This is a genomic window from Neobacillus driksii (assembly GCF_013409995.1).
Taxonomy (GTDB): domain Bacteria; phylum Bacillota; class Bacilli; order Bacillales; family Cytobacillaceae; genus Neobacillus; species Neobacillus driksii.
This window is the reverse complement of the sequence record NZ_JACCBX010000014.1, coordinates 90,185-114,371: the sequence shown is the minus strand read 5'-3', so window position 1 is coordinate 114,371 and position 24,187 is coordinate 90,185. Positions and strand designations below refer to the sequence as shown.

The 24,187-nt window shown below is 40.0% G+C and carries 24 protein-coding genes; 3 read left to right on the top strand and 21 right to left on the bottom strand.

What is annotated here, in order from left to right:
* Nucleotides 1–4: 4 nt before the first annotated feature.
* The 16 genes from F4694_RS25825 to F4694_RS25750 all read right to left on the bottom strand — a co-directional run bounded on the left by F4694_RS25825 (nucleotide 5) and on the right by F4694_RS25750 (nucleotide 14,896).
* Complete coding sequence (locus F4694_RS25825; RefSeq protein WP_179602785.1) at nucleotides 5–1,354, bottom strand: cell wall-binding repeat-containing protein; 1,350 nt, start codon at nucleotides 1,352–1,354, stop codon at nucleotides 5–7.
* Nucleotides 1,355–1,708: 354 nt separating this feature from the next.
* Nucleotides 1,709–2,572, bottom strand: coding sequence for a PhnE/PtxC family ABC transporter permease (locus F4694_RS25820; RefSeq protein WP_179602784.1), 864 nt, complete (start codon nucleotides 2,570–2,572; stop codon nucleotides 1,709–1,711).
* Entirely contained in the window at nucleotides 2,572–3,357 is a 786-nt protein-coding gene (locus F4694_RS25815; protein WP_179602783.1) for a PhnE/PtxC family ABC transporter permease, read from the bottom strand. The genes F4694_RS25820 and F4694_RS25815 overlap by 1 nt, the downstream gene beginning before the upstream one ends.
* Nucleotides 3,347–4,135, bottom strand: coding sequence for a phosphonate ABC transporter ATP-binding protein (gene phnC, locus F4694_RS25810; protein WP_179602782.1), 789 nt, complete (start codon nucleotides 4,133–4,135; stop codon nucleotides 3,347–3,349). The genes F4694_RS25815 and phnC overlap by 11 nt, the downstream gene beginning before the upstream one ends.
* A gap of 28 nt (nucleotides 4,136–4,163) precedes the next feature.
* Entirely contained in the window at nucleotides 4,164–5,201 is a 1,038-nt protein-coding gene (gene phnD, locus F4694_RS25805; protein ID WP_179602781.1) for a phosphate/phosphite/phosphonate ABC transporter substrate-binding protein, read from the bottom strand.
* 85 nt (nucleotides 5,202–5,286) lie between these two features.
* The gene (locus F4694_RS25800; RefSeq protein WP_179602780.1) at nucleotides 5,287–6,006 is read right to left on the bottom strand and encodes a phosphonate C-P lyase system protein PhnL; all 720 of its coding nucleotides are present in this window, start codon (nucleotides 6,004–6,006) and stop codon (nucleotides 5,287–5,289) included.
* 50 nt (nucleotides 6,007–6,056) lie between these two features.
* Nucleotides 6,057–7,235: a phosphonate metabolism protein PhnM gene (gene phnM / locus F4694_RS25795; protein ID WP_179602779.1), complete on the bottom strand. Its 1,179-nt coding sequence runs from the start codon at nucleotides 7,233–7,235 to the stop codon at nucleotides 6,057–6,059.
* A gap of 31 nt (nucleotides 7,236–7,266) precedes the next feature.
* A complete protein-coding gene (locus F4694_RS25790) occupies nucleotides 7,267–8,106 on the bottom strand; it encodes an ATP-binding cassette domain-containing protein (RefSeq protein ID WP_179602778.1) in 840 nt (279 codons plus the stop codon).
* Nucleotides 8,107–8,961 (bottom strand): alpha-D-ribose 1-methylphosphonate 5-phosphate C-P-lyase PhnJ, encoded by an 855-nt coding sequence (locus F4694_RS25785; RefSeq protein ID WP_179602777.1) that lies wholly within the window; start codon nucleotides 8,959–8,961, stop codon nucleotides 8,107–8,109.
* Nucleotides 8,961–10,079 carry a carbon-phosphorus lyase complex subunit PhnI gene (locus tag F4694_RS25780; protein WP_179602776.1) on the bottom strand — a complete coding sequence of 373 codons (1,119 nt, stop codon included), beginning with the start codon at nucleotides 10,077–10,079 and terminating at the stop codon, nucleotides 8,961–8,963. The genes F4694_RS25785 and F4694_RS25780 overlap by 1 nt, the downstream gene beginning before the upstream one ends.
* Entirely contained in the window at nucleotides 10,067–10,681 is a 615-nt protein-coding gene (gene phnH / locus F4694_RS25775; protein ID WP_179602775.1) for a phosphonate C-P lyase system protein PhnH, read from the bottom strand. Before phnH ends, F4694_RS25780 begins: the two co-directional genes overlap by 13 nt.
* Before the next feature lie 16 nt (nucleotides 10,682–10,697).
* Nucleotides 10,698–11,120, bottom strand: coding sequence for a phosphonate C-P lyase system protein PhnG (gene phnG / locus F4694_RS25770; RefSeq protein WP_179602774.1), 423 nt, complete (start codon nucleotides 11,118–11,120; stop codon nucleotides 10,698–10,700).
* Nucleotides 11,121–11,304: 184 nt separating this feature from the next.
* Nucleotides 11,305–12,006 (bottom strand): GntR family transcriptional regulator, encoded by a 702-nt coding sequence (locus F4694_RS25765; protein WP_179602773.1) that lies wholly within the window; start codon nucleotides 12,004–12,006, stop codon nucleotides 11,305–11,307.
* Between the two features lie 128 nt (nucleotides 12,007–12,134).
* A complete protein-coding gene (locus F4694_RS25760) occupies nucleotides 12,135–12,767 on the bottom strand; it encodes a DapH/DapD/GlmU-related protein (RefSeq protein WP_179602772.1) in 633 nt (210 codons plus the stop codon).
* A gap of 21 nt (nucleotides 12,768–12,788) precedes the next feature.
* Nucleotides 12,789–13,649, bottom strand: a complete 861-nt coding sequence (locus F4694_RS25755) for a PHP domain-containing protein (protein WP_179602771.1) — start codon at nucleotides 13,647–13,649, stop codon at nucleotides 12,789–12,791.
* A gap of 233 nt (nucleotides 13,650–13,882) precedes the next feature.
* Complete coding sequence (locus F4694_RS25750) at nucleotides 13,883–14,896, bottom strand: bifunctional metallophosphatase/5'-nucleotidase (RefSeq protein ID WP_179602770.1); 1,014 nt, start codon at nucleotides 14,894–14,896, stop codon at nucleotides 13,883–13,885.
* A 460-nt stretch (nucleotides 14,897–15,356) separates the two neighbouring features.
* Between F4694_RS25750 and F4694_RS25745 the strand changes: the two genes are divergently transcribed.
* The 3 genes from F4694_RS25745 to F4694_RS25735 all read left to right on the top strand — a co-directional run bounded on the left by F4694_RS25745 (nucleotide 15,357) and on the right by F4694_RS25735 (nucleotide 18,018).
* Entirely contained in the window at nucleotides 15,357–16,565 is a 1,209-nt protein-coding gene (locus F4694_RS25745; protein ID WP_179602769.1) for a YHYH domain-containing protein, read from the top strand.
* Between the two features lie 15 nt (nucleotides 16,566–16,580).
* On the top strand, nucleotides 16,581–16,748 hold the full coding sequence (locus F4694_RS25740; RefSeq protein WP_179602768.1) for a hypothetical protein: 168 nt from the start codon (nucleotides 16,581–16,583) through the stop codon (nucleotides 16,746–16,748).
* Between the two features lie 685 nt (nucleotides 16,749–17,433).
* Complete coding sequence (locus F4694_RS25735; protein ID WP_179602767.1) at nucleotides 17,434–18,018, top strand: undecaprenyl-diphosphatase; 585 nt, start codon at nucleotides 17,434–17,436, stop codon at nucleotides 18,016–18,018.
* 617 nt (nucleotides 18,019–18,635) lie between these two features.
* Here F4694_RS25735 and F4694_RS25730 read toward each other — a convergent pair.
* From F4694_RS25730 to F4694_RS25710, 5 genes are all read right to left on the bottom strand, one after another.
* Nucleotides 18,636–20,138, bottom strand: coding sequence for an amino acid permease (locus F4694_RS25730; RefSeq protein ID WP_179602766.1), 1,503 nt, complete (start codon nucleotides 20,136–20,138; stop codon nucleotides 18,636–18,638).
* Nucleotides 20,139–20,426: 288 nt separating this feature from the next.
* Nucleotides 20,427–20,705 (bottom strand): YokU family protein, encoded by a 279-nt coding sequence (locus F4694_RS25725; protein ID WP_133370988.1) that lies wholly within the window; start codon nucleotides 20,703–20,705, stop codon nucleotides 20,427–20,429.
* A 2-nt stretch (nucleotides 20,706–20,707) separates the two neighbouring features.
* Complete coding sequence (gene kamA, locus F4694_RS25720; RefSeq protein ID WP_179602765.1) at nucleotides 20,708–22,117, bottom strand: lysine 2,3-aminomutase; 1,410 nt, start codon at nucleotides 22,115–22,117, stop codon at nucleotides 20,708–20,710.
* A gap of 73 nt (nucleotides 22,118–22,190) precedes the next feature.
* Nucleotides 22,191–22,670 (bottom strand): GNAT family N-acetyltransferase, encoded by a 480-nt coding sequence (locus tag F4694_RS25715; protein WP_179602764.1) that lies wholly within the window; start codon nucleotides 22,668–22,670, stop codon nucleotides 22,191–22,193.
* Nucleotides 22,658–24,175 (bottom strand): M81 family metallopeptidase, encoded by a 1,518-nt coding sequence (locus tag F4694_RS25710; protein ID WP_179602763.1) that lies wholly within the window; start codon nucleotides 24,173–24,175, stop codon nucleotides 22,658–22,660. The genes F4694_RS25715 and F4694_RS25710 overlap by 13 nt, the downstream gene beginning before the upstream one ends.
* Between the last annotated feature and the right edge of the window lie 12 nt (nucleotides 24,176–24,187).

The following is a 24,187-nucleotide window of genomic DNA, read 5'->3' as shown; positions in this document are numbered from 1 at the left end:
TTGTTTATAGTTGTGAGTTAGCGATATTCCAAAGTTCTTGTTCTACCTCGCTGCCTACAGCTGATGTACCGCCTAGTATAGTATAATTCATGACACCATAATAATTGAAGAATGCTTTAGCCTCTTCTGAAAGCCCTGTTGGACGTGTAAGGATAATGGGCTCCCCATACATAGCAGCTAAGACTGACCCTGATAATGCGTCAGCAAAGTTAGTTCCGGTCGCAACAAAACTAGAAGGACTTGGTACTAATTCTGCCATTTTGGCAGAAGTTTCGTAACGGTCTTTTCCGCTTATTCTTTCCGGGTCTGGAAGCTGATTAAAGACTGTATCTGAAATTACTTGAGTTCCTCCGACTACCGTAGTCATTTCCACACCTGAAAGCATTTCAGCTGTTACTGCAGGCAGCCTATCACTTTCTGTTAAAAGGATTGGAAAACCGTTCTGTGCAGCATATGAAGAAGCTGAAAGTGCATCAGGATAGTTTCTGCCATTAACTACGATAGCCCTTGCTTCATAGCTTTCAGGCAGTTCATCAGCTATTTTAGCAGCTGTCTCAAAACGGTCATTGCCGGAAATACGATAAATTTCCAATTTAAGCGAATTGCGCAGATAGCTCTCAACTTGTAATGATACTGCCTCATTTCCACCAATAATGGTTACTTTATTGACACCTTTATCTTGAATAAATTGAATAACAGATTTCGGCAAGACGTCCTTGGTTGTCAAAAGAATAGGAGCACTTAAACTATAAGCAAGCGGCCCGGCTGCTAGTGCGTCCGGAAAATTCTGTCCAGTGGCTAGAACAATTTCAGAGGCACCCCCAGACCAGCCGTCATTTGCAATATTCGTTGCAGTGTCATATCTTGTTTCACCGCTAATTCTTTGTACTCCTGGTTCAGTTACAAAGGTAATAAACTCGTAATCTATTCCGTAATTTTGTGTATCATTAACCGAATTAAGCTTAATATAGTAGGTTCCAGGATCTAATGTCTGCTCACAATAGAAACTCCCATATTCAGTGAACGACTCACAGGCGGATTCTAATTTTTCACCTTGATCATCATACATATTAATTTCTGCTCCTACTTCATAGGAAAAAGTTGTTCCGTATAAAGAAAATAAGCCTTTGTTCGGAATCGAAACTTTGAAAGAATCAGTATCAGTATTATTAAGTGAACCCGATACATTCCCTTCCTTCAAAATTACATTTGCTGTAGCCATAGCATCGTTAGGTTCTTGCTCACCAAATCCGCTATTTTCTTCTTGCCCACCTGGACCTTCCGCAAATACAGCAGGCAGACTAATGCCAAAAAGTAAAACAAAAGACAAAAGCATTCCAATACATTTCCCCATTTAATGTGCCCCCAAATTCTATTTTAAAATAGTTGAACATGAATATTATAAAGTATAATCCTGGAATTTTGATAGCATAAAAGTCAGAAGTCACAGGGACGGTTCTCGCGGTTTTTTGATTATTCCTGTCCAAAAGAACCGTCCCCATGGCTACCCTTGGCTATTCCGGCAAAAAAGCCCCCTTCGAAGTTACCAAGGAGGCTTCGCTAACTACTAATAGTAATCTTCAAAAAATCTACTAGAGAATCTCTTTGTAAAAGCTTACCCTTCTTCTTTCTGGAAGTCCAAAGAATTCACTTAATATGCAAGCCAACATCGGCCATCGGGTTTCTTATGGAAAAACATTTTACCTCTCTATTGCCCATTGACCTTAAGCTTCTTTTTAAATCGGATCGCTGCCATTTCAAGTAGGATGGCAATGGCTAAGACAAAATAGGTGATTGCCCCGATTTCCCTAATATCTAAGTAGAAACTGCTGGCCATAAACATGTCAAATCCGATTCCACCAGCACCTGCTGCTGCTCCCATTGCGATGGCAACTGCGAAGTTAATTTCAAATCGAAGAAACGTCCATGAAATTAGATAAGTCAGAGAAGATGGAATAACAGCGTGAAAGATAATCTGCCACCAGTTAGCTCCACTTGCTTGAAGGGCTTCGATGACGCCTTTGTCTAATTCTTCAAAGGACTCAGAATAAGCCTTCACTAAATAGCTGACCGAATGGAACGTCATCCCAATGACGGCCGCTACGCTCCCAAGGCCTGCTGCCACCGCAAAGATTAACACCCACAAAACAGTTGGAACCGCCCTTATAAAAGCAACAAATCCCTTAATCACGGTAGAAACTCGCTTATTCGTCAAATTTTCCGCAGCCAGTAATCCCAAAAACACAGCGATGATGGCTCCAAACAAAGTGGTTAAAAAAGCTAGACCCAGCGTAACAAAAACCTGATAAAGCGCATGTGTAAAGGTAAAATGTTCAAGATGCGGCTCTAGAAACATTGCTTTTAGATTCGCAAAAGTGGATAAAGCCGCTTCTCCAACATCAAGCTGTTTGTAGTCGAAACTAAAAAATGCATAAACCGTTAGAAGTGCTAGGATGATAAGTGTGCTTCTTATAACCACTGACGATTTAGTCAAGGTTTTAATTCTTATTTTTTTTTGCAGGTGTGGGTCCAGTAATTGTTTTGCTGAGGTTAATTGTTCGTTTGCTTCCATTACAGAACCGCCCTTCTGACATAATTAGATACAGATTCAATGAATAGGATAGCTGCGATAATGACGACGACAACCAAAGAAGCAACATCGTAATTTAGACTTTTATAATACAAGTTAAAAGTAAACCCAATTCCTGAGCCAGTTAGCAGCCCGATCAGGGTGGCACTTCTAATATTTGTTTCAATCATAAATAAGATCCAGCTGATCATTTGTGGAAGGCTAGAAGGAATCACCGACTGAAAGATAATCGAAAAGTAACCCGCACCAGTTGCTTGCAGCGCTTCAACGGAGCCGCCACTGACCTCATCAATCGTTTCAACAAAAGCTCTTGTCAAAAAGCCAAACGAACCAAAAAACAAGGCAAAATAACCTGTTAATGAACTTTGACCAAATGAGAATAATAGAATCATGGCCCAGGCTGCCACATCGATATTTCGAAAAATAGTCGCAATTCCTCTACTAATGCTGCCAAAAAAGGCATTCACTCTCGTTGTATTCGAGCCTAGAATCGCAAATAGTAATGCAACAACAGCTCCCGTAGTGGTTGCTGCAATCGAAACCAATAGGGTTTCAATTAGCTTATCGAGAATAGCAGGAAGCTTCGTTAAGGATTCTTGTGTTGGATAAAAGTTCATTAAGCCCCACTCCACCGCTTTTGGAAGGGAAGAAAAACCTTTGATGACATTGTACTCGGTGATGATAATGGCTAGTATCGTGACAGCGCCTAGGATGGATAGGAACGAGAGCGTATTTCGTTTCTTTTTGAAAAAGTAATCAGCTTGCATGGATGCCTCCTACATCAAAAATAAGATCTTCAGCTTCGGATCCGTAAATACGCTGAATATCTTCTTTTGTTATGTTTTTAGGCGACCCATTATAAACGACTTGACCATGGTTAACCCCGATGATTTTATCTGAGTACTTCAACGCCACATCCACTTGATGCAGATTCACGAGAACCGTAATGCCCATGGTCCTTGAAATGTTTCTTAAGTGATCCATAATGATCTTGGCAGAATTCGGATCAAGTGAAGCAATTGGCTCATCACACAATAGCATCCGTGGATTTTGAATAAGAGCACGGGCGATTCCAACTCGCTGCTTTTGACCGCCACTCAATTGATCGGCACGCTTATAAATGTGTTCGTCTAAACCTAGAACATGTAGAATCTTAACGGCCTGCTCTTTTTCTTCTTGACTATAAAGACCGAGCACTCCAGCCAATGTTGATTTTTTCCCTAAATTTCCATGAAGTGTATTTTCAATTACGCTTAAGCGATTGACCAGATTATAATGCTGAAATATCATTCCGATTTTCGTACGGATTTTTTTTAAGTCCTTCTTCTTCAGATTCATCACATTCATGTTATCAAACGTAATTTCTCCGCTCGTTGCATCAATCATCCGATTAATACAACGAAGGAGAGTGGATTTCCCCGCTCCCGATGGACCGATGATGGAAACAAACTCTCCTTCACTAACGGAGAAGTTAACATCTGATAACGCCTTCGTATCACTACCAAATTGTTTGGAAACATGATTTACTTCTAATAAGACTGTCATAGGTTAACTCTCCTTACTATTTGGTTACTTATTTCGAAAGCTCACGAATTGGGTTGAACCAAGCATCCTCTACTTCTACTAAACGCTCGTCTGCTGTTTTCTTAAACAATCCTGAAAACTCGGAATCCTCTGGAACGAAGACTTTTTCGTTGTTCGTAATCTCATCCGATGTCATCACTTCAAGAAGCTGCGCTTGAAGATCTTCATTCACAGTCTCTGTGTTGATGACAAATGGTGCATTTAGGACTGGTGTAACAGAAATCAGTGAAAATTCTTTTCCAACTACAGTGTTAAATGGTTCTGCTGCATCATCTTTTACTTGATAAACCGCACCAGGTCGGTTCACGTCACCATCAGCCAGTTCCACATAATTGTTCACACATGTATCACAGAAAGCCGCTACATCCGCTTTCCCTGATAATAGATTGACCGCTGAACCTTGGTGAGAACCTCCGTATAAAACCTCACTAAAGAATTGACCCTCGCCGCCTTCAAGCAAATCTTCTGCCGTTAAGTCTTTGAACTCTCCCATTTTACTGAAGTAATCAACGATTCCTGTTGATGGAACTTTAAAACCCGATGTGGAACTATTGGACACAAATGAGAATTTCTTGCCTTGAATATTTTCAATCGCAAACTCATCGCCATCCTTATATTGATCGACATTGTCTTTATTTACGGCTAACCAGCTATAATAAACCGCATCTTCCAAGGTACCAGACGCACCTGAAGGAACCACCAACGGAAGAACTTTTTCATTTTTGTTGTGTGCTTCAATGTAGCCTTGTGCTCCCAAGAAAGCCATATCCGCGTTTCCATTCGTCACTGCTTCAATGGCAACAATATAGTCTGTCGTTGTTTGATGCTCGACCTTTTTACCTGTTTTCTCTTCGATTATTTTTCCAATTTCATCACGAGCTTCCGTAAGATCTGCCCCAGATTCATTTGGAAGCCAAGCGATGGTAAGTGTATCTTTATCACCAGCTGCTCCCCCCGATGAAGCTGAACAACCTGCAAATACGACTAACATAACGATAGAAAGTAAAAATAATAACGTCTTTTTCATCATCAAGCTCCTCAACATTTTTTTGGCCACTTCCATACTGTAACAACGAATTGTCAAGCTACTATTAATCTTATATAAAGATTTGTTAAGAGTTGGTAAAACTAGTAGAATGAGAGAAAACTCCATTTTGGATGTTATACTCTTGATTACATAAATGATTCATAAACTCAAGGTCATGAAAAATTCCAAGCATTGTTGTTCCTTCTTTCATGAGCTGTTCAATGAGAAGCTTCACCTTTATTTTAGAGTCATGATCTAAACTTGCTGTAGGTTCATCTAATAGCAATAGTCTCGGTTTTTTCACCATCGCTCGGGCAATGTTAAGTCTCAGCTTTTCACCTCCGGAAAAAGTGGTTGGGTAGCTGTCCCATAATTCTTCATCCAATTCAAAATGCGCAAGAATCTTTTCTGTTTCTTTTTCCGCCAAGTCATGATCATCCCCCATTTCAAGGATTGCTTGTTTCACAAGCTGCCTAGCTGTCGTTCGCGGCATGACATTTAAAAATTGGGACACATAGCCGATTTCATGCTTCCTTAAATAAAGCAGTTCTCGTTCGGTTGCCTCTGCTAAATTAATTCGCCCAAATTTTTTTGAATGGTACAAAATACTCCCTTGCTGGATACGATACGTTCCATAAATACATTTAAGAATCGTCGACTTGCCGCTTCCGCTTTTCCCGGTAATCCCGACAAATTCTCCTTCTTTTATCTGTATATCTACACTGCTTACGGCTCGGATATGTTTGCCCAAATTATGAAGGTCAAACGATTTGGATAAGTTCTTAATCTCTAGAAGAGTTTCCACCCATTCACCTACTTTCTGAAAATAATATTTCAATTCACATCGCGGTCTGCTTAGATTCGATAATTGGTCCTTTGAATCAGCTTTCCGTCCACAAATACTCCCGTGATAACTGGAAAATCATCACTAATTTTTTCAATGATAAGCAAATCCGCCTTTTTCCCTTCGCGGATTGAGCCGATTTCTCCATCCATTTTGACTGCTTTTGCTGGGTTAATCGTGACAAGCTTCATCATGTCAACTAAATCCATGCCATATTTTTCAACCAACTCAAAGATGGAATGAAGCATCGCTGCCGGATAGTAATCACTGCACAAGATATCAATCGATTGGTATTGAATCGCTTCCGCTGCCCCCAAGTTTCCACTATGAGAACCTCCAAGGAGGACATTTGGAGCACCGGCAATCGTATACATACCTAGCTCCTTCGCTCTGCGCGCTACCTCTAAAGTGATGGGAAATTCACTAATGGTCGTCCCAAAACTATGAATAAGTTCAAGCTTTTCAAGACTATCGTCATCATGGGAAGCAACGGCAATACCTTGCTCATGCGCAAGCTGAGTGATTTCCTTTATGTCTTCAATCGACAGCTTTTCCTTCGTTTGGTGTTTATGAATGAGAACATCAATCGAAGAATCACTGATATTGTTATAGCTTTTAACGGTATTACGGTAAACTTCTAGGTGACGATACTGCCCCTGTCCAGGAGTATGATCCATAAATGAAACTAAATGAACCTTGTTCTCGGTAATATAGCTTTTGAGATTTTCCATTTCTTCCACATTATCAATCTCAAATCTTGCATGAAATCGATGGCGGACAAGGTGCTTCATACTACGGGTCCGGTCAATTAAATCGATAAATTTCCGAACATTTTCAGGCTCACGAATCGGCTTATACTCATAATCACTTCCTTTGAATAAAGAAAGAGAATGGAACATCGTCGTAATGCCATGTGAGATAAGTTGTTTCTCTGTTTCCCGTAAAGCCAAGTCAAAATTCATCAGTGAGGTCGGTCTAGGTGCAGCCATATGTTCGATATAGTCGGAATGGATATCGATAAAACCCGGAGAAACATATCCTCCTGCTGCATCAATTACCTCGATGTGTTCCTCAAATTTAATCTCACCTTTAGGAGCAATTTTCGTAATTCTGTCCTCTTCAATTAGTAGATCATAGCCATACAAAACTGCTTCTTCGGTGATTAATCTTCCATTTGTAATCACAAACAAAGTACTTCCCCCTAATTTAAGTATGGAAATCTTACAGCAATGAATGAACAAGCTGCTGTGTATATCGATGCTGCGGGTCTTCAAGGATTTGGTCCGTTAATCCTTGCTCAATGACCCTTCCCTCCAACATCACGAGCGTTCGGTCTGCGAGCATACGGATGACTCCTAGATCATGCGAAACGAGAACAATACTAATATTTAATTCGCGCTGCAGACTTTTAATTAAGTCGAGGACACTCGCTTGTACAGAAAGATCCAATCCAGTCGTCACTTCATCTAGTAGAAGAAGGGGAGGACGATTAGAAAGAGCTTTAGCAATTTGAACCCGCTGCTGCATTCCACCCGAAAAGTTTTTCGGCGCCTCTTTTCGGCGATGCACAGGGATGTTTACTTTATTTAGAAGTTCTGTCCCTCTGTTTTCCATCATGCCAACATGTTGGTTGCCAGCTGCAATGAGCTTCTCGGCAATATTACCAATCGATGAAAAGTTCATTTTCAAACCCAATAAAGGATTTTGATAGACTTTCCCCATAATATTGTTACGAATATAGCGCTGTTGCTGAGAAGACTCTTGAAAGAGATTTTTCTCGCCATTATGGTAGTCTGCTAGATAAGCCTCACCATTGGTTACTTCCTGGTCAAAGTAAAGGCATTGCATCAATGTTGATTTTCCACTGCCACTTTCTCCGACGATGCCAAGGACCTCTCCTGGAAAAACATCAAAGGATACATCTCTACAGGCATAGACCGTTCCACAAACGGGACAATAATTTTTTACGAGAGATTCTTCGTCCTGGCAATACGGACATCCTTTACCAAACTGTTTATTTAAGTTTTTAATCGATAAAACTGGAACTTCAAATTCAGCCATTTATTTCACTCCAAATGGTTCGACTTCATTTAATGTTTCAATACAATAGCTTGTATCATTACATTGATAGAACGTTTCATCCGTTGCTTCATCTACAAGCTCATCTAAAAAGACCCCAGTTGAGCCGCATAACCGGCAATGCTTGTCTTCAAACGACTCTGGCTCAAACGGATAATCTTCAAAATCAAGCGATACAACCTTTGTATATGGCGGGACTGCATACACTTTCTTTTCACGACCCGCCCCTAACAGAATGAGTGCTTCACTTTCATTCATTTTCGGATTATCAAAACGCGGAATCGGGCTCGGTGCCATTACATAACGATCATGAACCATCACAGGATGATCCGCCCCTGTTGTCATACTTCCATATTTCATAATCTGTTCAAACAGCATTAACCAAGCACCACTATATTCTTTCTCACCGTGAAGCTTTTTCGTTTCATTCTCGCTCGGCTCATAATAGCGGAGCGGTTCAGGAAGCGGCACCTGCAAGATGAGAATCTGATCCTTCTTTAGCGGTACCTCGGGAATTCTATGTCTCGATTGAATAAGGGATGCTTCCGCGGTATGATCAGTTGTTGCTACCCCAGTTGTATCAGAAACGAGCTTTTTAATATTGACCGCATTCACGGATTCATCTGATCCTTGATCAATGACTTTTAGAACATCATTTTTGCCAATTAACGATAGAGTTAACTGTAAACCGCCGGTTCCCCATCCTCTGCCAATCGGCATTTCTCTTGAGGCAAATGGAACCTGGTAACCAGGAATCGCAATCGCCTTTAGAGTTGCTCTTCTAATCTCTCTTTTTGAACCTTCGTCAAAAAAAGCAAAGTTATAGGCTGTATTCATCACCTTTTCACCTCTTGTTCTTTTGATATCCCTTCTTTTTTCGTTTTCCGTACACTATCAAGCTTGGATTGGAAGGTTACGTAATGAGGCATTTTCAAATGCGAAATAAAGCCCGTCGATTCCACTGAATCAATATGATAAAGAACAAATTCTTCATTATGACTAGGAAATTCAGTCGTTGGATGTTCAAGACAATTATCTAGAATTCCCATTGCAATCGCCTTTGTTTCATTTTGGCCAAATACAAGGCCGTAGCCGATTTCAAACTCCAGTTCTTTTTTTCCGTATTCTTTTTCAACGGTAACCGGCATGAGCATTTCGGTTTCGGTGACCTTTACTTCTCCAATATAAAAGGCATCCTCATCGTTACCCGCATCGGTTGGATGATCAATCGTAATGGGCAACGTGCCAACGCGAAGCTCGCCAACAGTCGGATGCAAGGCTCCATAACCCCTTATGACTGCATAGGCAAGGGAAGTAACTGCACCCGTTTCCCCTCTTGTTAAAATTTGTAATCTTTGACTTCTGCTTGATGGAAACTCCAAACTTTCTCTCGTTACATCATCTGGTTCAAGATTGTTATTTTCGCAAGGGGGGATTAAGCCTTCTTTACGCAAATAATCCAGTACCTTTGGTAAAGTCAGCTGCTCTTCATCACCTTGAAAGCTTCCGTTTAGATAATGATGAAGCCATTCCTGGACATCTTCGTCACTTTCATCCATTAAGTTAAAATCAAGCAATCGATGGGTATAATCGGTTGTTGCCCCAAGGATTTGACCACCCGGGATATCTTTAAAGCTTGCCGAGATACGACGCTCTACATTCATTTGTTGTGTTTCAATCACTCTTGAATAATGCTTTCGGGGGACCGTCGAGCGATAAGCTCTTAATAGAAATACAGCCTCTTCCGGGTTGCCTTCTGCTTGTTTAATCGCAAGGGCAGCCAACGTCTCATTGTATAAACTGCTTTCGGACATCACCTGATCAACTAATCCGCGCATACCGGCTTTAATTTTTTCTACTTCGATGGTTTGTCCATGATGAACTCTTTCATATTTCAAACGCTTGATTGACTCTTCAATTGCATGCGTTCCACCTTTAACGGCTACATATCCCATTCAATCACCCGATTTCTGGTAATTTGTGTAGTTCTAGGCAATGCTAAAAGCTGATGATTTTGATCGATAAAAATCAAATCAATCCCTAATGGGTATTCCTTGTTTTTTTCCTGGCGGCTTTCCACCCAGTTTTCATTTATATCCAAATGAACAAGCTCCGTTGTGTGAATTCCTGGTCCTTTTAACAATAGGGCTTCCCCGCTTGTAACAGAATCCACTTCAACGATAATGAAGGCGGATGTATGTGGATTTTTTAACGTCCCAGCCTTCGCATTGATAATGGCCTCTTCAAGCGATCCTTTTTCAGCATCTTGAAGGATTAATAGAAAATCAGCCTTCTTTAAATCTGTAGGCTTAGCATAGGTTAATTGATTAATTGTTTGGGAAACATAATCTGCTTGAGGTGAAAAAACCTTAAAAGAAACTTCCTGATCAAATAAGGTTAGAGCTATCAATAAAAGAGAGGCACTGCAGCCTTTTTGATCCTCCTCTTCTACTAGAGATGCCTGCTTGCTCAAATCGGAAATGAGCCCAGGTCTTGAAGTCGAATCCACCAATTTTCGATAAACAGATTGAAGATCGTGAACGATATCTAGTGTCAAAATCTTTTCCTCCTCATTAAACATCCATCGTTTCAAAGTTTACTTTTGTTTTTAATATAGATTGGTTGGCAGCAGCTCGCTGCTCCTGAATGACTTTCTCCTCGTTTTCAAGCAGCATCTTCCACCCAATCGTTTCAGGCAGCATCGCTTCATACGCTGCGTCAATCACAGCAAGGTTATACGAAAGCTCGGGCTGATCTCCCGTCACAATGCCAATTCCAATTTTCCCTACGATTTGAACCTTACATTCTGTTACCAGCACTTCACCAGGATAAAACAGGCTTTTTTGGGAAGTCTCTCGGACTTTCATCATTACTAAGCCACTTTCTGGCTCTTGAATGACCTTCACCTGGTAGTTATCTTTTATACAATGGGCCGTGTCCTCTACTAGTTTTTGAGAACCATTGATTAATATCTCCGTTCTTCGTCTTCTTCTCATCTAAGGCCTCCTAATGTCTTTGTTCTACAGGTATTACTCTATCTTGTTGCCAAGTGAGCAAACGTAAAAGAATGGTTAAGTTTGTTTTGGTTTTGTAAATGACTTTGTTTCTGAAAATAAAAAAATCGGCTTCTTAATGGCCGATTTTTTAAAAAACAGAACTTTATGTAGTTTAACAACGCCTTTAGATCACATAAGTAAAACAATCGCTGCGATACATAATCTTCGAGTATTCAAGCACTGTCCCGGTTTTCTGATCTACACATCCTGATTCTAAAAGTAAAAGGGGTACAAGACTGGGACATTTCAATAGATCTCGTTCTACTTTACTAGGAAAAACAACACTTAATTGGCTGCGAGTCGATTGAAAATCTCTGTAGCCTTGTTGTCGATAATAGTGAAAAATAGAGTGAATTTCCTTCCCATCCTTCTCAATATTTTCAAAAAGGGATTGAGATAAATACGATGTATGAACAGCAATCGGACAGTCATCAACAATGCGTAATCGGCTAATCTTATACACCGCGTCTTCACGTTTGACTTGTAACGTATGATAAATGGAAGAATCGTATGGAATTTTCTCACAGGATAGATTGATAGTCCTAGAATCATACTGTAATTCCTTCATTTTTTCCGTAAAACTCACATCTCCGGTTAAAATAAGCGGTATTTGAAGTTTTTGATTTTGAACATAGCTGCCTTTTCCTTGCTTCGAAAAAATATAACCGAGTTCCTGCAAGCGCTCATATACCTTTCGAATTACCATTCTTGGTACTTTATACAGGTCGGCTAATTCATTCTCAGATGGTAATTTGTCATTCGGTTTATATTTCCCTTCCCGTATTTCAGAAATCAACGTATCTACCAACATAGTTTTTTCAGACATCAAGGCTTGCCCCTTTCGACATCAACTCTATGTTTAGTATATCGTCTGAATATTTAGTAAAGGTTAAGTCTATGTAAATTATATATATCAAATAATTAGTAGAAAAAGCCCTAATCCAGGACTAGGACTTACCCATGCTTTCTTAGGAAGGCGTCTAAATCGTTAAATTCATCAAAATGAGCTTCAAGTTTTTTCCTTGGCCAATCCCACCAGGAAATTTCAAGTAATCGATCAGCCACTTCTTTTGAAAACCTTCTTTTAATGGGCTTGCCAGGAACACCAACGACAATCGTATAAGGCTCGACGTTTTTCGTCACAACCGCCCCCGACCCAACGACTGCTCCTGTACCAATCTCTACGCCTTTCATGATGATTGCACCATGGCCGACCCATACATCATGACCAATTTTCACGGTTTGAGTCCTCCGCCAATTAAAAAGGGCTTCATCATCTTCATTGGCAAAGTCATATGCCACCTTTCGATACGTCATATGGTGCTGGCTGACTCGGTCCATTGGATGCTGAACCGGATTAATACATACGTGGGACGCAATCGAACAAAACTTACCTATTTCCGCATAGTTAACCGTTACATCATCCATCGTGTAGGTATAATCACCAAAGGTGGACTCAATGATATGATTATTTTCTCCAATAGAAGTCCATTCCCCCGCAGAACTATTGATAATATGACTTGAATCAGCAAAGCTTGGAGTAATCGATAGCTTTTTTTCCTTTTTGGGCTGATAAATAAATGGCATATAAAAGGTTCAGCTCCCTATTTAAAAGAATTCGTTTTTTCGGGTCCTCGCTATTAATGCTTCAAACGTCTCTATTCCTGGGCTTTTACTTCCAATTAGCACAGGTTTTTCTCCATACTCACCGTGAAAATCCGATCCACCTGTCATGATTAGGTCATATTTTCTCGCCAGCTGTTTTGCTTGTTCTTCATGTTTCTCATCATGCAAAGGATGCCAAACCTCGATTCCCTGCAATCCAGCTTCCACTAATTCGGGCACCATTTCGAAATTGCCATACTGACCCGGATGAGCAAGCACCGGCACTCCCCCAGCTAGAGAAATCACCTGAACAGCTGTCTTGGCATCGATATATTCCATGGGGATAAAAGCAATCCCCGGCTTCTCACCATTTTGTCCGCGATTAAATAGTTTTTTATAAAGTGGACCATAAATAGAATCGGTATACCCTCCTTCAATCAATGCATGCATGATATGCTGCTTATAAACGCCTGTTCCTCCATGAGCAATTTCCATACAACGCTCCCATGTGATCTGATACCCTGCAGCTATTAATCTTTCAACCATTTCCTCCGAAGCCCTGTGTCTATTGTTAACGAGTGGTTCACAATAAGCCTCAATCCCCTCATGACCAGGTTCAATAAAATAACCGAGAATGTGAACACGACGACCTCTTACAAAATCAAATCCTGACATTTCAATGCCTGGAATGACTTCAATTCCATATCTCTTTCCAGTTTCAACTGCCTCTACAAGACCTTTCGTGGTGTCATGGTTCGTAACCGCTAAGTGTGTAACACCTTGTGCAAGAGCTAATTCCAAAACTTCCCCAATCGACAATGGACAATCTGAAATATTCGTATGACAATGCAACTCAATTTTCACGCTGGTCCCTCCTTTATCTTTGCTTTAAGAATAACTTGGTGCCAAGTTATAAAGTGTTAATTGTGAGTAAATTGTTTGTAAATAAAGGTTAGGGGAGTGTTCTTTTGGAAAATAACGGGAAATTTTGTGCAGTAAAAGGCCCAACTAGCGAATTCTTCGTTAGTTGGGCCTTACATTTATTTTACACAATGTCTGAAAAGGGAAAACCTCGTAAAGTGTAATCTTTAGTTATTTTATTGTGCATTCATCTCTGCACGATATTGGTCTATAATCGCTTGTATCTCCGGATCTGCAGAAACATTGGTGACGTCGTAGAGGAATCCATCAGATTCTACCAACTTCATTTGACCGTCAACGACTTCAAAAGTTAAATCCAGGCGACCCAAATAATTCTCTTGTTCTCCGCCGGCTTGAGTAATTGGCACCATCACCTCTCCATTGAATTCGTATTCAGGCGTTTCGATGACTTTGTGTGTATCAGCGCCGAGTACCGCAGAAACTCCAGGAACCTGAGCCAAGTTGTGGTCTTCAGGGTTTCCGGCATGAGAAAGGACAATGTTAATGTCCGACTTTTCACTTACTTCAGGAAGCAATGCGTTCAAAGCTTCAACCGGTTCAATAAAATCGAGGTCTGCAACGTCATTCCAACCGCGAATTTCCGGCTTCATCGAGGTAAGGCCGATCAACCCGACTTGAACACCGTTGAAAGTAAAACCTTTCCAAGGCTTGACATTCTGTATGTACTTTCCTGTTTCCTTGTTAATGACATTACCAGTAAGGATTGGGAAGTTCACGTTGCGGTGGTAATTCTTTAACTGTTCATAAAGGCTGTACGGTGTACCCTCTCCAGCAGGGTAAACGCGGAAGTCGTTGTTTCCAAGAACCATCGCATCATAGTCCATGGCTTTCAAAAGAGACGTCTCCAACTCTCCTTGACCCGCCTGAAACTCGCCGCGCAGGAAGACATCTCCGCCATCGACGAGCAGCACATTCTCCTCTACATTGCGGACATCTTCAATGATTGTGTTATACTTCGCAATTGAATTGTGATGAACGGTTCCATCATCCAATGTGACGATATCATCCACATGACCATGAAAGTCATTCGTCTGGAGAATGGTGAGTTCAAACTTCTCTCCCTCCTTGAGTTTTTCCTCGGCATTTGCCGTAACGGGTATTGCGACAAAAGCAGCAGCCATCGCCAGTGAAAAGCAGCCCGTCAATAAATTCTTTCTCATTTTATTCATACTCTCTCCTCCTATTCATTACTCTATTAAATTGTAAAACTAGAATGTAAAGTTATGATTAACTTCTGGTTAAAATCACGATAAGATGGGGCATTTCCATCCTCCATCCGCAAAAGTTCCTGGGGTTTGTAATGCAAAGATTGGGACGCTGCTAAAAGCGATTACCGCCACAAGAACCGTCCCCTTGGTATGGGTATGAAATTGTCGGGGATAAGGGAGCAAACCTTATAATATAATCCTCCTTTTCTACTATTGTGGTCATAATCCATGCATAATTGTTTTCGAGTCTTCGGGTACGTTAGTCTATTTCTTTTTTATTTTTATTGGAAATGTAAAGGAAACTGTTATTATTAAGTTAGTTAATATGTAAATGTACCTAATTTACTATAAACCTAAGTAGTTTTAAGCATCGGTTTTTGCAAATGTTTTTACAAGAATAATAGATATACAGGGGGAGAAAATGGAGAAGAAAGTATTTTTATTTACGTTATTATTTGTGTTGTTGTTCGGAACGTTCGCTTCAGCACATTCTGGGAGAACAGATTCTAGCGGTGGACACAATTGCAGCGAGAAATCTAAAGCCAAAGGTCTTTGCACAGGCTATCACAATCATAACGGAGGTGGAGAGTCAACAAGCAGTGGTGCTACCATCGTTAATAGTGAGAAAGATTGTACAGATTTTGCTAGTTATGATGAAGTCGTTGAGTACTGGAATAAAAAGGGGTATTCAGCAACGAATGACCCAGAAAATTTGGACGGTTGGGGAAATGGTGTTGTTGATGATGGCATACCGTGCGAAGTCCCTAGTGGCTACGATAAGACAAAGATAAATAATAGTGCCGAACAAATTCAGCATAACCAAGAGGAACAAGACCTAGCAAGTGGAGAAAAAGCAGGATATCCCAATGGGGTGAACGATGGATATCAAGAAGTCACAAGCAATAATGTTGCTTCTACAGGTTCAGAGGCATATAAAGCAGGATATGCAACTGGTTATACTAAAGGGTACGATGAAGGGAAAACGAAGATAACCGGTGAAAAAACAAAAGCTGCCAGTGATGGGTATACTCTTGGACAAAAACAAGATACCATCCAAATTCCAGCACTTTACATAAACCATGCAGGATTAAAGCAATCCTTTGAGGGCGGTTTTAATAAAGCAGTAACGGAGCGAGTAGAAGCTAAGAAAAAAGAATATAAGGATTTGGGTTACACTGACGGAAAAAAGGATGTCAACAATGTTCCTAAAGACATCGAAGAAGTGTATGTAAATGCATATCTAGAAGGATACAATACAGCCCAAGATGCACTAAAGGACGAGTATCTAAAACAAGGATATGAAGCTGCGTTTACCATATTGAAATATACGAAGCCTAATTTAGATAACGAAAAATTCATTGGTTGGTACAAGGAAGGTTTTGAATCCAATACAGAAGTTAAACAAATAAGTGCGGCAGGACTTGCTTTAGGACAAGCAGGAGACTCCTACAACCTACCTTCAAAATACAAAAACGGCGAAGTCATCTTTAAACATAATTATGAACTAGGATTGAAGGAATACGAAGAGCAACAAAGCACTAATCAAAAAGCGGCTGTTGGTGGTGTCGGAGGATTAGCATTAGTTTGGTTAGGCAGAAGACTTTATATTGCGAAAAAAATGATAGGTTAACAGAGGAGAATAGAAATGGGCATTTACCGAACCATTAGTTATAAAGTAGAAGATTTATTCATTAAGATGCTGTCAAAAAAACAAGACGCTGAAATGATCAAAGAAAAAGTAGCCACGTACCGTACAAGAAATGAGGAAGTACGTAATCAAAGGAAATTAAATAAGAAATCCAAGGCTGTTTAAGTTTTTGTTTGCTTATACAGCTCTTACCATTTTCAGTGGAAATCGGCCACCTTTTCAATCCAGAACTTTTCACCGTTTTTTTAAACTAGGTATTCTAGATATCTGTTAAGTTTAAACGTTTCTCAATTCTTTAAAAAAATCCACCCCTGTTTCTACTCGGCGAAAGGGTTGGATTTTTTTTATCGCTGTTGCCTACATTCATCTTAGCAGCAGTGGATTTCACAAAATGTTTAAAACTACATTAAGGAAATGCACAGCTATAAAAGTGATTGGCTACTTACAGCTGCTCGTCAAAGGGAATTGAATAATGTCTGCAAAAGTGGATTGTAGTTTGTTGTTGAAGATCAACAAAAAGGAGAATTACTATACTAACTTTCTACAAAATAAATCCAAAATCCTTCCTCCAGAGGCAATTCAAAATACAATCTCAAATGATAGAATGCTAGTATTAATAGATCTTTAAACCTTTGTTCATAATTTATTCATCTGTACCGGTTATGATAGATACATGAAGAGGTAAGCCTTTTTCAAACTTTTTCATACCCCCCTTTTTTATATAGTTTTTGGATTCGGCAATCGGCCGAATCCTTTTTGTTGGGCTTTAGAGATTCTATTCAATACATATTAACTTTTTAAACCGGAAAACTAGACTTGTTAGTAGACTAGGGACAAAGGAGATATGTATATGGACTACAGGATATTTAGAGCGATTAACCAATTTGCTGGTCGTTATCGGCTTTTGGATATGATGGTGATTATCTTTTCTCAAAAAGTTCGTTATTTATTTCTATTTATTTTAATCTTCATGTGGTTTCGAGATATCTCACATAAGAAAATCACTTTATATGCAATCATTTCGGCTGGGGTATCGATGGTTTTAAATAAAATCATTAAACTGTTTTATTTTAAACCTCGCCCTTTCTTGAATCTCGGGATCCATTTATTATCCCCATTTCCATCAAAAAAGAACTCTTCATTTCCAAGTAAACATACCGCTCTAGCATTTGCAGCAGCAACTTCTGTCATGTTTTATAAGCGTTTCTTAGGCAGTATAATGTACCTTTCCGCTATCCTAACAGGACTCTCTCGGATTTGGATGGGACAACATTACCCTTTGGATATTTTAGGTAGTTCGTTACTAGGAAGTGTAACCAGCATAGTAGTAAAGATGACAGGATGGTTATGGAATCCGATCATTGATCGGTTAATACAGGCTTATCATGATTACTGCTCGAGAATGAAAAATAATCAAGGGAAATCCTCAAATTAAGTAGGATTTCCCTTTTTTTGTCTAACAGTTTCATTACTCCCACTTTTTTGTATCTATTTGGTATGTGGTTTAAATCAACCGACCTAGTTTACTACTTGCGTATTTGTTAGTTTGTTTACCACCTTTAATAACTTCAATAATTGGATATCCTTGCCACAAATAGTACTTTAGACCTAGAAGATAATATATTTGTCTACCTTGGAATTACAAGTAGATAAACTTATAAGTTAAAGTACATTTAGATGTGTATTTTGTAACCTGCTTCGTTAGTAGGCTAAGACAAAGGCCTTTTGGTTGTTATTTGTTTTATCTTGCCTCCATAAGCCCTTGCCACTCGTCAATACGAGTAGCTTTATTATTCATGGGTTGAAAGTATTCATTAACATCGAGGCACATCCGGTTATAATAGTTTGTTAACTTTTCATGTACACAATTTCGTAACCATTTCTGTATGGTTTTATATAGTTAGTATCGGCCACAAGAACCGTCCCCATGGACTAGAAAAATCACAAAAAAACCTTGCATTATACATGCAAGATTTCGCCATAATTTGTGAATTTGTATAAAAATCTCACTTGGCAATCATGAGTGGCGGAGCAAAACGAATCACGGTATCTCTATTTAGATGACATCTCATCAAAAGAACATTCCATTAGTGGAACGACCTTCGTTTTATGAACAAGTTTATACCCGAGCCATAATCCCAAAAAGATTGGTAAACCAATATAGGACACGGCTACTCCATACCAATCAATCTCACTAGTTAAAAAAGCTTGATAATTTTGGCCGAAAATGACAAAGATACACATCGCAAAAGCGAGAATCGGACCGAGCGGGAACCATTTCGCTTTAAATTTCAAATCATTCATGTCCCTGCCCTGGGCCATATAAGCTTTTCTAAAACGGTAGTGGCTGACTGCAATTCCAAGCCATGCAATAAATCCAGTTAAGCCTGACGCATTTAATAACCATGTATATACTTGATCACCAAAAATGGACGTTAAAAAGGCTAATCCTCCAATAATCGTTGTGACGACAAGGGCATTCATCGGAATCCCGCGATCATTTACATTTTGTAAAAATTTAGGTGCCTGACCATCCTTTGCCATGGACCAAAGCATGCGTGTCGATGCATATAAACCAGAAGTACCTGCCGATAGAACCGAAGTCAAAATGACCGCATTCATCACAGATGCCGCAAATGCAATGCCCACTTTCTCAAATACAAGAGTAAAAGGGCTGACAGCGATGTTGTCGACATCCCTGCCTAACAGGTCAGGACTTGTATAAGGAATAATTAGACCAATGACAGCAATGGCGACGATATAAAATAGTAGAATTCGCCAAAATACTTGTCGAATCGCCTTTGGTACGTTTTTCTCCGGTTCTTCACTTTCACCTGCAGCAATCCCCACGAGCTCCGTTCCTTGAAATGAAAAACCTGCGATTAAAAAAATACTTAAAACGGACAAAAGGCCGCCATTCACAGGAGCATGTCCTACTGTGAAGTTTTTAAACCCGATAAACGGTCCTCCCAGTATGCCGAAAATGGTGAGCAAACCGACTCCAATAAAAACGATGATTGTCACTACTTTTATTAAGGAGAACCAATACTCGGATTCTCCGTAGCTTTTAACCGATAATGCATTCAATAAAAAGATTAGACCTAAAAACAGTGTACTCCACACGATGCTCGGTACATCCGGAAACCAGAACTTCATAATAATAGCTGATGCAACTATTTCAACCGCAAGTGTAACAGCCCAGTTGAACCAATAGTTCCAACCGAGTGCAAAACCAAATGCCGGATCGACAAAACGGCTGCCATATGTTGAAAAGGATCCCGAAACCGGCATTAAGGTAGCCATTTCTCCGAGACTTGTCATCAAAAAGTAGACCATGATGCCGATAACGCCATAAGCTATTAGCGCTCCACCAGGTCCTGCAGTTTGAATGGACGACCCTGTCGCTAAAAATAACCCTGTCCCGATTGACCCTCCAATAGCAATCATCGTCATGTGACGTGCCTTTAGATTGCGTTTAACATGCCCTTTGTTCCCTCCGCTATTCTGAACCTTCTGACTATTTTGGTCGTTTTTATCGCTTTTGAGTGCTTCCATTCTTGTCCTCCTTCATTTTGGTACGATAAGCATCTATCTAACTTTTTAGAGAGCATTATCCATCTGCTTTTTCGATGTAGGTACTTAGCTGACAAGAAAACGCATGCAAATAATCATAATAAATAAACCTCAATCAGTTGAATTATGTTATCCCTACTGATTGTTTGCTAAACTTTCTATTTCTAATGGGCAATTTATCCCTTCTTCCAGGATGATGGGGATAAATTGTCCATAAGAATAAAATTCATCTCTCGCTTAATATCGAAAAAACGAGAGACGGCTTGCTAATTATTTGGAAAAATCAAAGTAGTTTCGCTTCAATAAACGTGGAGCGGCCATAAGTGTATCATACTTCATACTTTTTTCTAGCTTTGAGCAATCGATTAAAAATAGATGATCCTCAATTTCTTTCACCGTATTATCTGTTTGATAGGTCATACCGCATTCCAAGCAATGAATGGATGGTGTGTCCTTAATTTCGATCGCATTTGTTCCATCTGGAAGTTCCCAATACACTGTGTTGCTCGTTTCACGCGCTGTGTCAGATTCGCACCATTGACAAATCAAAATTATTCCTCCTTTGCTCCCACTGTTTCATATTTCTTCATTTGTGATTGGAATTTTTTCTCTTTTAACTCGTCACGTTTGTCACGTTTATCTTTTAATGAACTATGCTCAGTATTTTCCTTATACGTTTTGCGGCGATCTAACCGTTTTAAGCCTTCAGGTGTGAGGTTAAATTTCGTATCATCAATAATGGATAGAACACCATTACTTTCAAACTTTTCAAACACTTCAGGATATACCTTTTTGTAGTAATCCTCTGCACTGCCTGACTGATAATTTGTTGGTTCCGGATAAGATGTAATGACACCTTCAAAGTTACGTAATACGACCTTATTAGAACTTTGAGAAATGATATAGTTCGGCTGCAATGGAATTTTGCCTCCTCCACCCGGGGCATCAACAATGAATGTCGGAACGGCATAACCCGATGTATGACCACGAAGTCCTTCCATAATTTCCAATCCTTTGCTAATTGGTGCACGGAAATGGCCAATCCCTTCTGATAAATCACATTGGTAAATATAATATGGACGAACGCGGATTTTAACAAGGTCATGCATAAGCTGTTTCATGATCGGTACACTGTCGTTAATACCTGCCAAAATAACAGACTGATTCCCAACAGGTACACCAACATTTGAAAGCATTTCACATGCACGCTTCGATTCTTCCGTAATTTCAATAGATGTATTGAAATGTGTATTCAACCAAACTGGATGATACTTTTTCAAGATATTACAAAGATTTTCGGTAATACGCTGTGGGAATACGACAGGTGCTCTTGTACCGATACGAATAATTTCTACATGCGGAATCTCACGTAAATTCTTTAAAATATATTCTAAAATATTGTCATTAATAAGAAGCCCGTCTCCTCCGGAAATTAACACATCTCGAATCTGTGAGTTAGATGCGATATAATTAATGGCTGTGTCTAACTGTTTCTTTGGTACACCCATTCCGATTTGTCCGGAGAAGCGTCTTCTTGTGCAGTAACGGCAGTACATGGAGCATTGGTTTGTTACTAGGAACAATACGCGATCCGGATAACGATGTGTTAACCCAGGTACTGGTGAATCTTCATCTTCGTGAAGGGGATCTTCTAAATCATATCTTGTTTTATGCAATTCCGCAGAAATTGGAACAGACTGCATTCGCACCGGACATCTTGAATCATCTGGGTCCATAAGCGATGCATAATATGGCGTGATGTTTAATGGGATTGTTTTTGTTGAGATTAAAACCCCTTCCTCTTCTTCTGGTGTTAAGTTAACTACTTTCTTTAAGTCTTCTAAATTTTTGATCGTATTCGTTAATTGCCAAACCCAATCGTTCCATTGCTCCTCTGTAACATCCTTCCAAAGCTCGATTTCTTTCCAATGTCTTTTTGGTTTGAATAAAGTGTTTCTCATCATAAACTCCTCCTATAATTAGCCTATTTTTTATCGATCATTTTTAATGATTTCTCCTTCGATCATTACGATATTAAGAAATGAGGTATTCCATATAATAGCGATTTTCCCCTTCACCAAATTCATCTAATCTTGTCTCTTTTATGACAAACCCTAATTTTTCATATAACTTGACGGCTGTCTTGTTTTTAGTACTGACCGTTAAGCAAACCTTACGAAAACCATCTTGCTTTAGAATCGGATAAATTTCCTGTAAAAATAATTTCCCGATTCCTTTCCCTTGCTGGTCGGAGCGGACATAAAACCCAAAAATGTAGGCTTTATGAATATCATTGTAAGCTCTCATCACTTCGCAAATTGCAATCGGCCTTGGATCATTTTGCTGCCGGTATTGAATGAGTTTCCCGTAGCGTGTAAGTGGGACAAGGGTTTGTTCATCTACTGCTCCTATTCCCGGAAACGCATCTTGCTCAAGCTCCATCATCATTTTTTGCTGTTCAGGATTCAATGAAGCTGGTACTTCGACATAATAGGTTTTGTTCAATGTTTCCATTTTTCTGTCCTCCTTCGTTCTACTTCATATTCGATATCATCCAGCGGCCATATTGGCTTAGGAATGTAACGATACATAAAAGTTGTTAAACGATTGGATGCAACACCAGGTGCATCCACATAAATGATACGGCCCACAATCGGCTCAAACGCTGCCCGAAAATGATTCTTTGCCTTTAACCCAAGAATTCTCTTTGCCTGCGGCTCAAGACCAATATGACGAAACATTTCTGGATCATTTGCTGACATCGGCCTTCCAATGAGGAGGATATCCATATTGCCCACACGTATGTGGGCCGCACCCTTTAAATCGACTCTTAAATGCTGATTGAACGGTCCAGAATTGTGAAATACACCATCTGATAAGGCTACTACCGTTGCTTCCACTTGTACGGACTCCCCAAATTCAGGCGATACTTTCCCTCCAAGGGACAACAATACCTTATTTCCGGTTCCCTTCTTGCGACAGGCCTCAATGGATTCTGGATCGTAGAGTCCTCCAAACAGCGTGTCAGGAATGTTCATCTTCAACATCTCCCGAAGCAGCTCTGTTGTATCCCCGCTCCCGCAGCTTAGAGGATTATCCGAGATGTCCGCCAGCACGACCGGTTTGTCATCTTCAATCGACATCGCCAAATTGAGTCCTTCTTTTACACCGGGCAAATCCATGATAAATTCTTCTCTTACACTCCAGAACAAGGAGGCCATCTTTTGGGCAGTCTCTTTTCCTTTTTGCGGATCGAACGAAACAACAAGTACACTTGCACCGACCATCGGAATATCCGAGTAAGGAAAGCCGCCAAATACGGACACATTATAAATTCCTTCTTCCTCTTCGGCTTGTTTCGCCCACTCTATCATTTTGTACATTGGTCCTTCTGCAGTTCTCATATTGATAGAGGGAGGCATCATTGGCAATTTTTCAAAAGAAGCATAATAATGCACACCTTCCTTTAATTGCTTCAATAAAGCAATTGAAGCATGCACGCCTTGTTCATACATATCAACATGTGGATATGTTTTAAATCCAAAATGAAGCGGTGTGTAATCAATCATTTTTTCACTTAAATTGGCGTGCATATCCAGTGTTGTCGCGATCGGGACAATCGGGCCGATCAGCTCACGAATTTTTCCCAGTAAATGCTCTTCCGGATCGAAGAGGTCCTCCACGACCATTGCTCCATGCAGTGCCAGCAATAAACCATCGAGCCTTCCAGCCTCCCGGATTGACTGGAGCATTTGCTCTTCGATGATTGAATATGCTTCAGTTGACACTACGCCTGATGGGACCGCTGCCGCACAAAGCAGCGGCACAATTTCTACATCCTCCTGTATCAATACATCCAGAAACCCGCCCACCTCAGTTTTCGTTCCTGAATAGGCATCATAAATTTCCTCGCCGATATAGTAGCCTTCATTTCGAAACTGTTCGATTTCGGTTTTCATCGGACTAAAACTGTGGGATTCATGGTAAAAGAATGCAATTCCAATACGGTGTTTTCTCATATTCTCCCACCT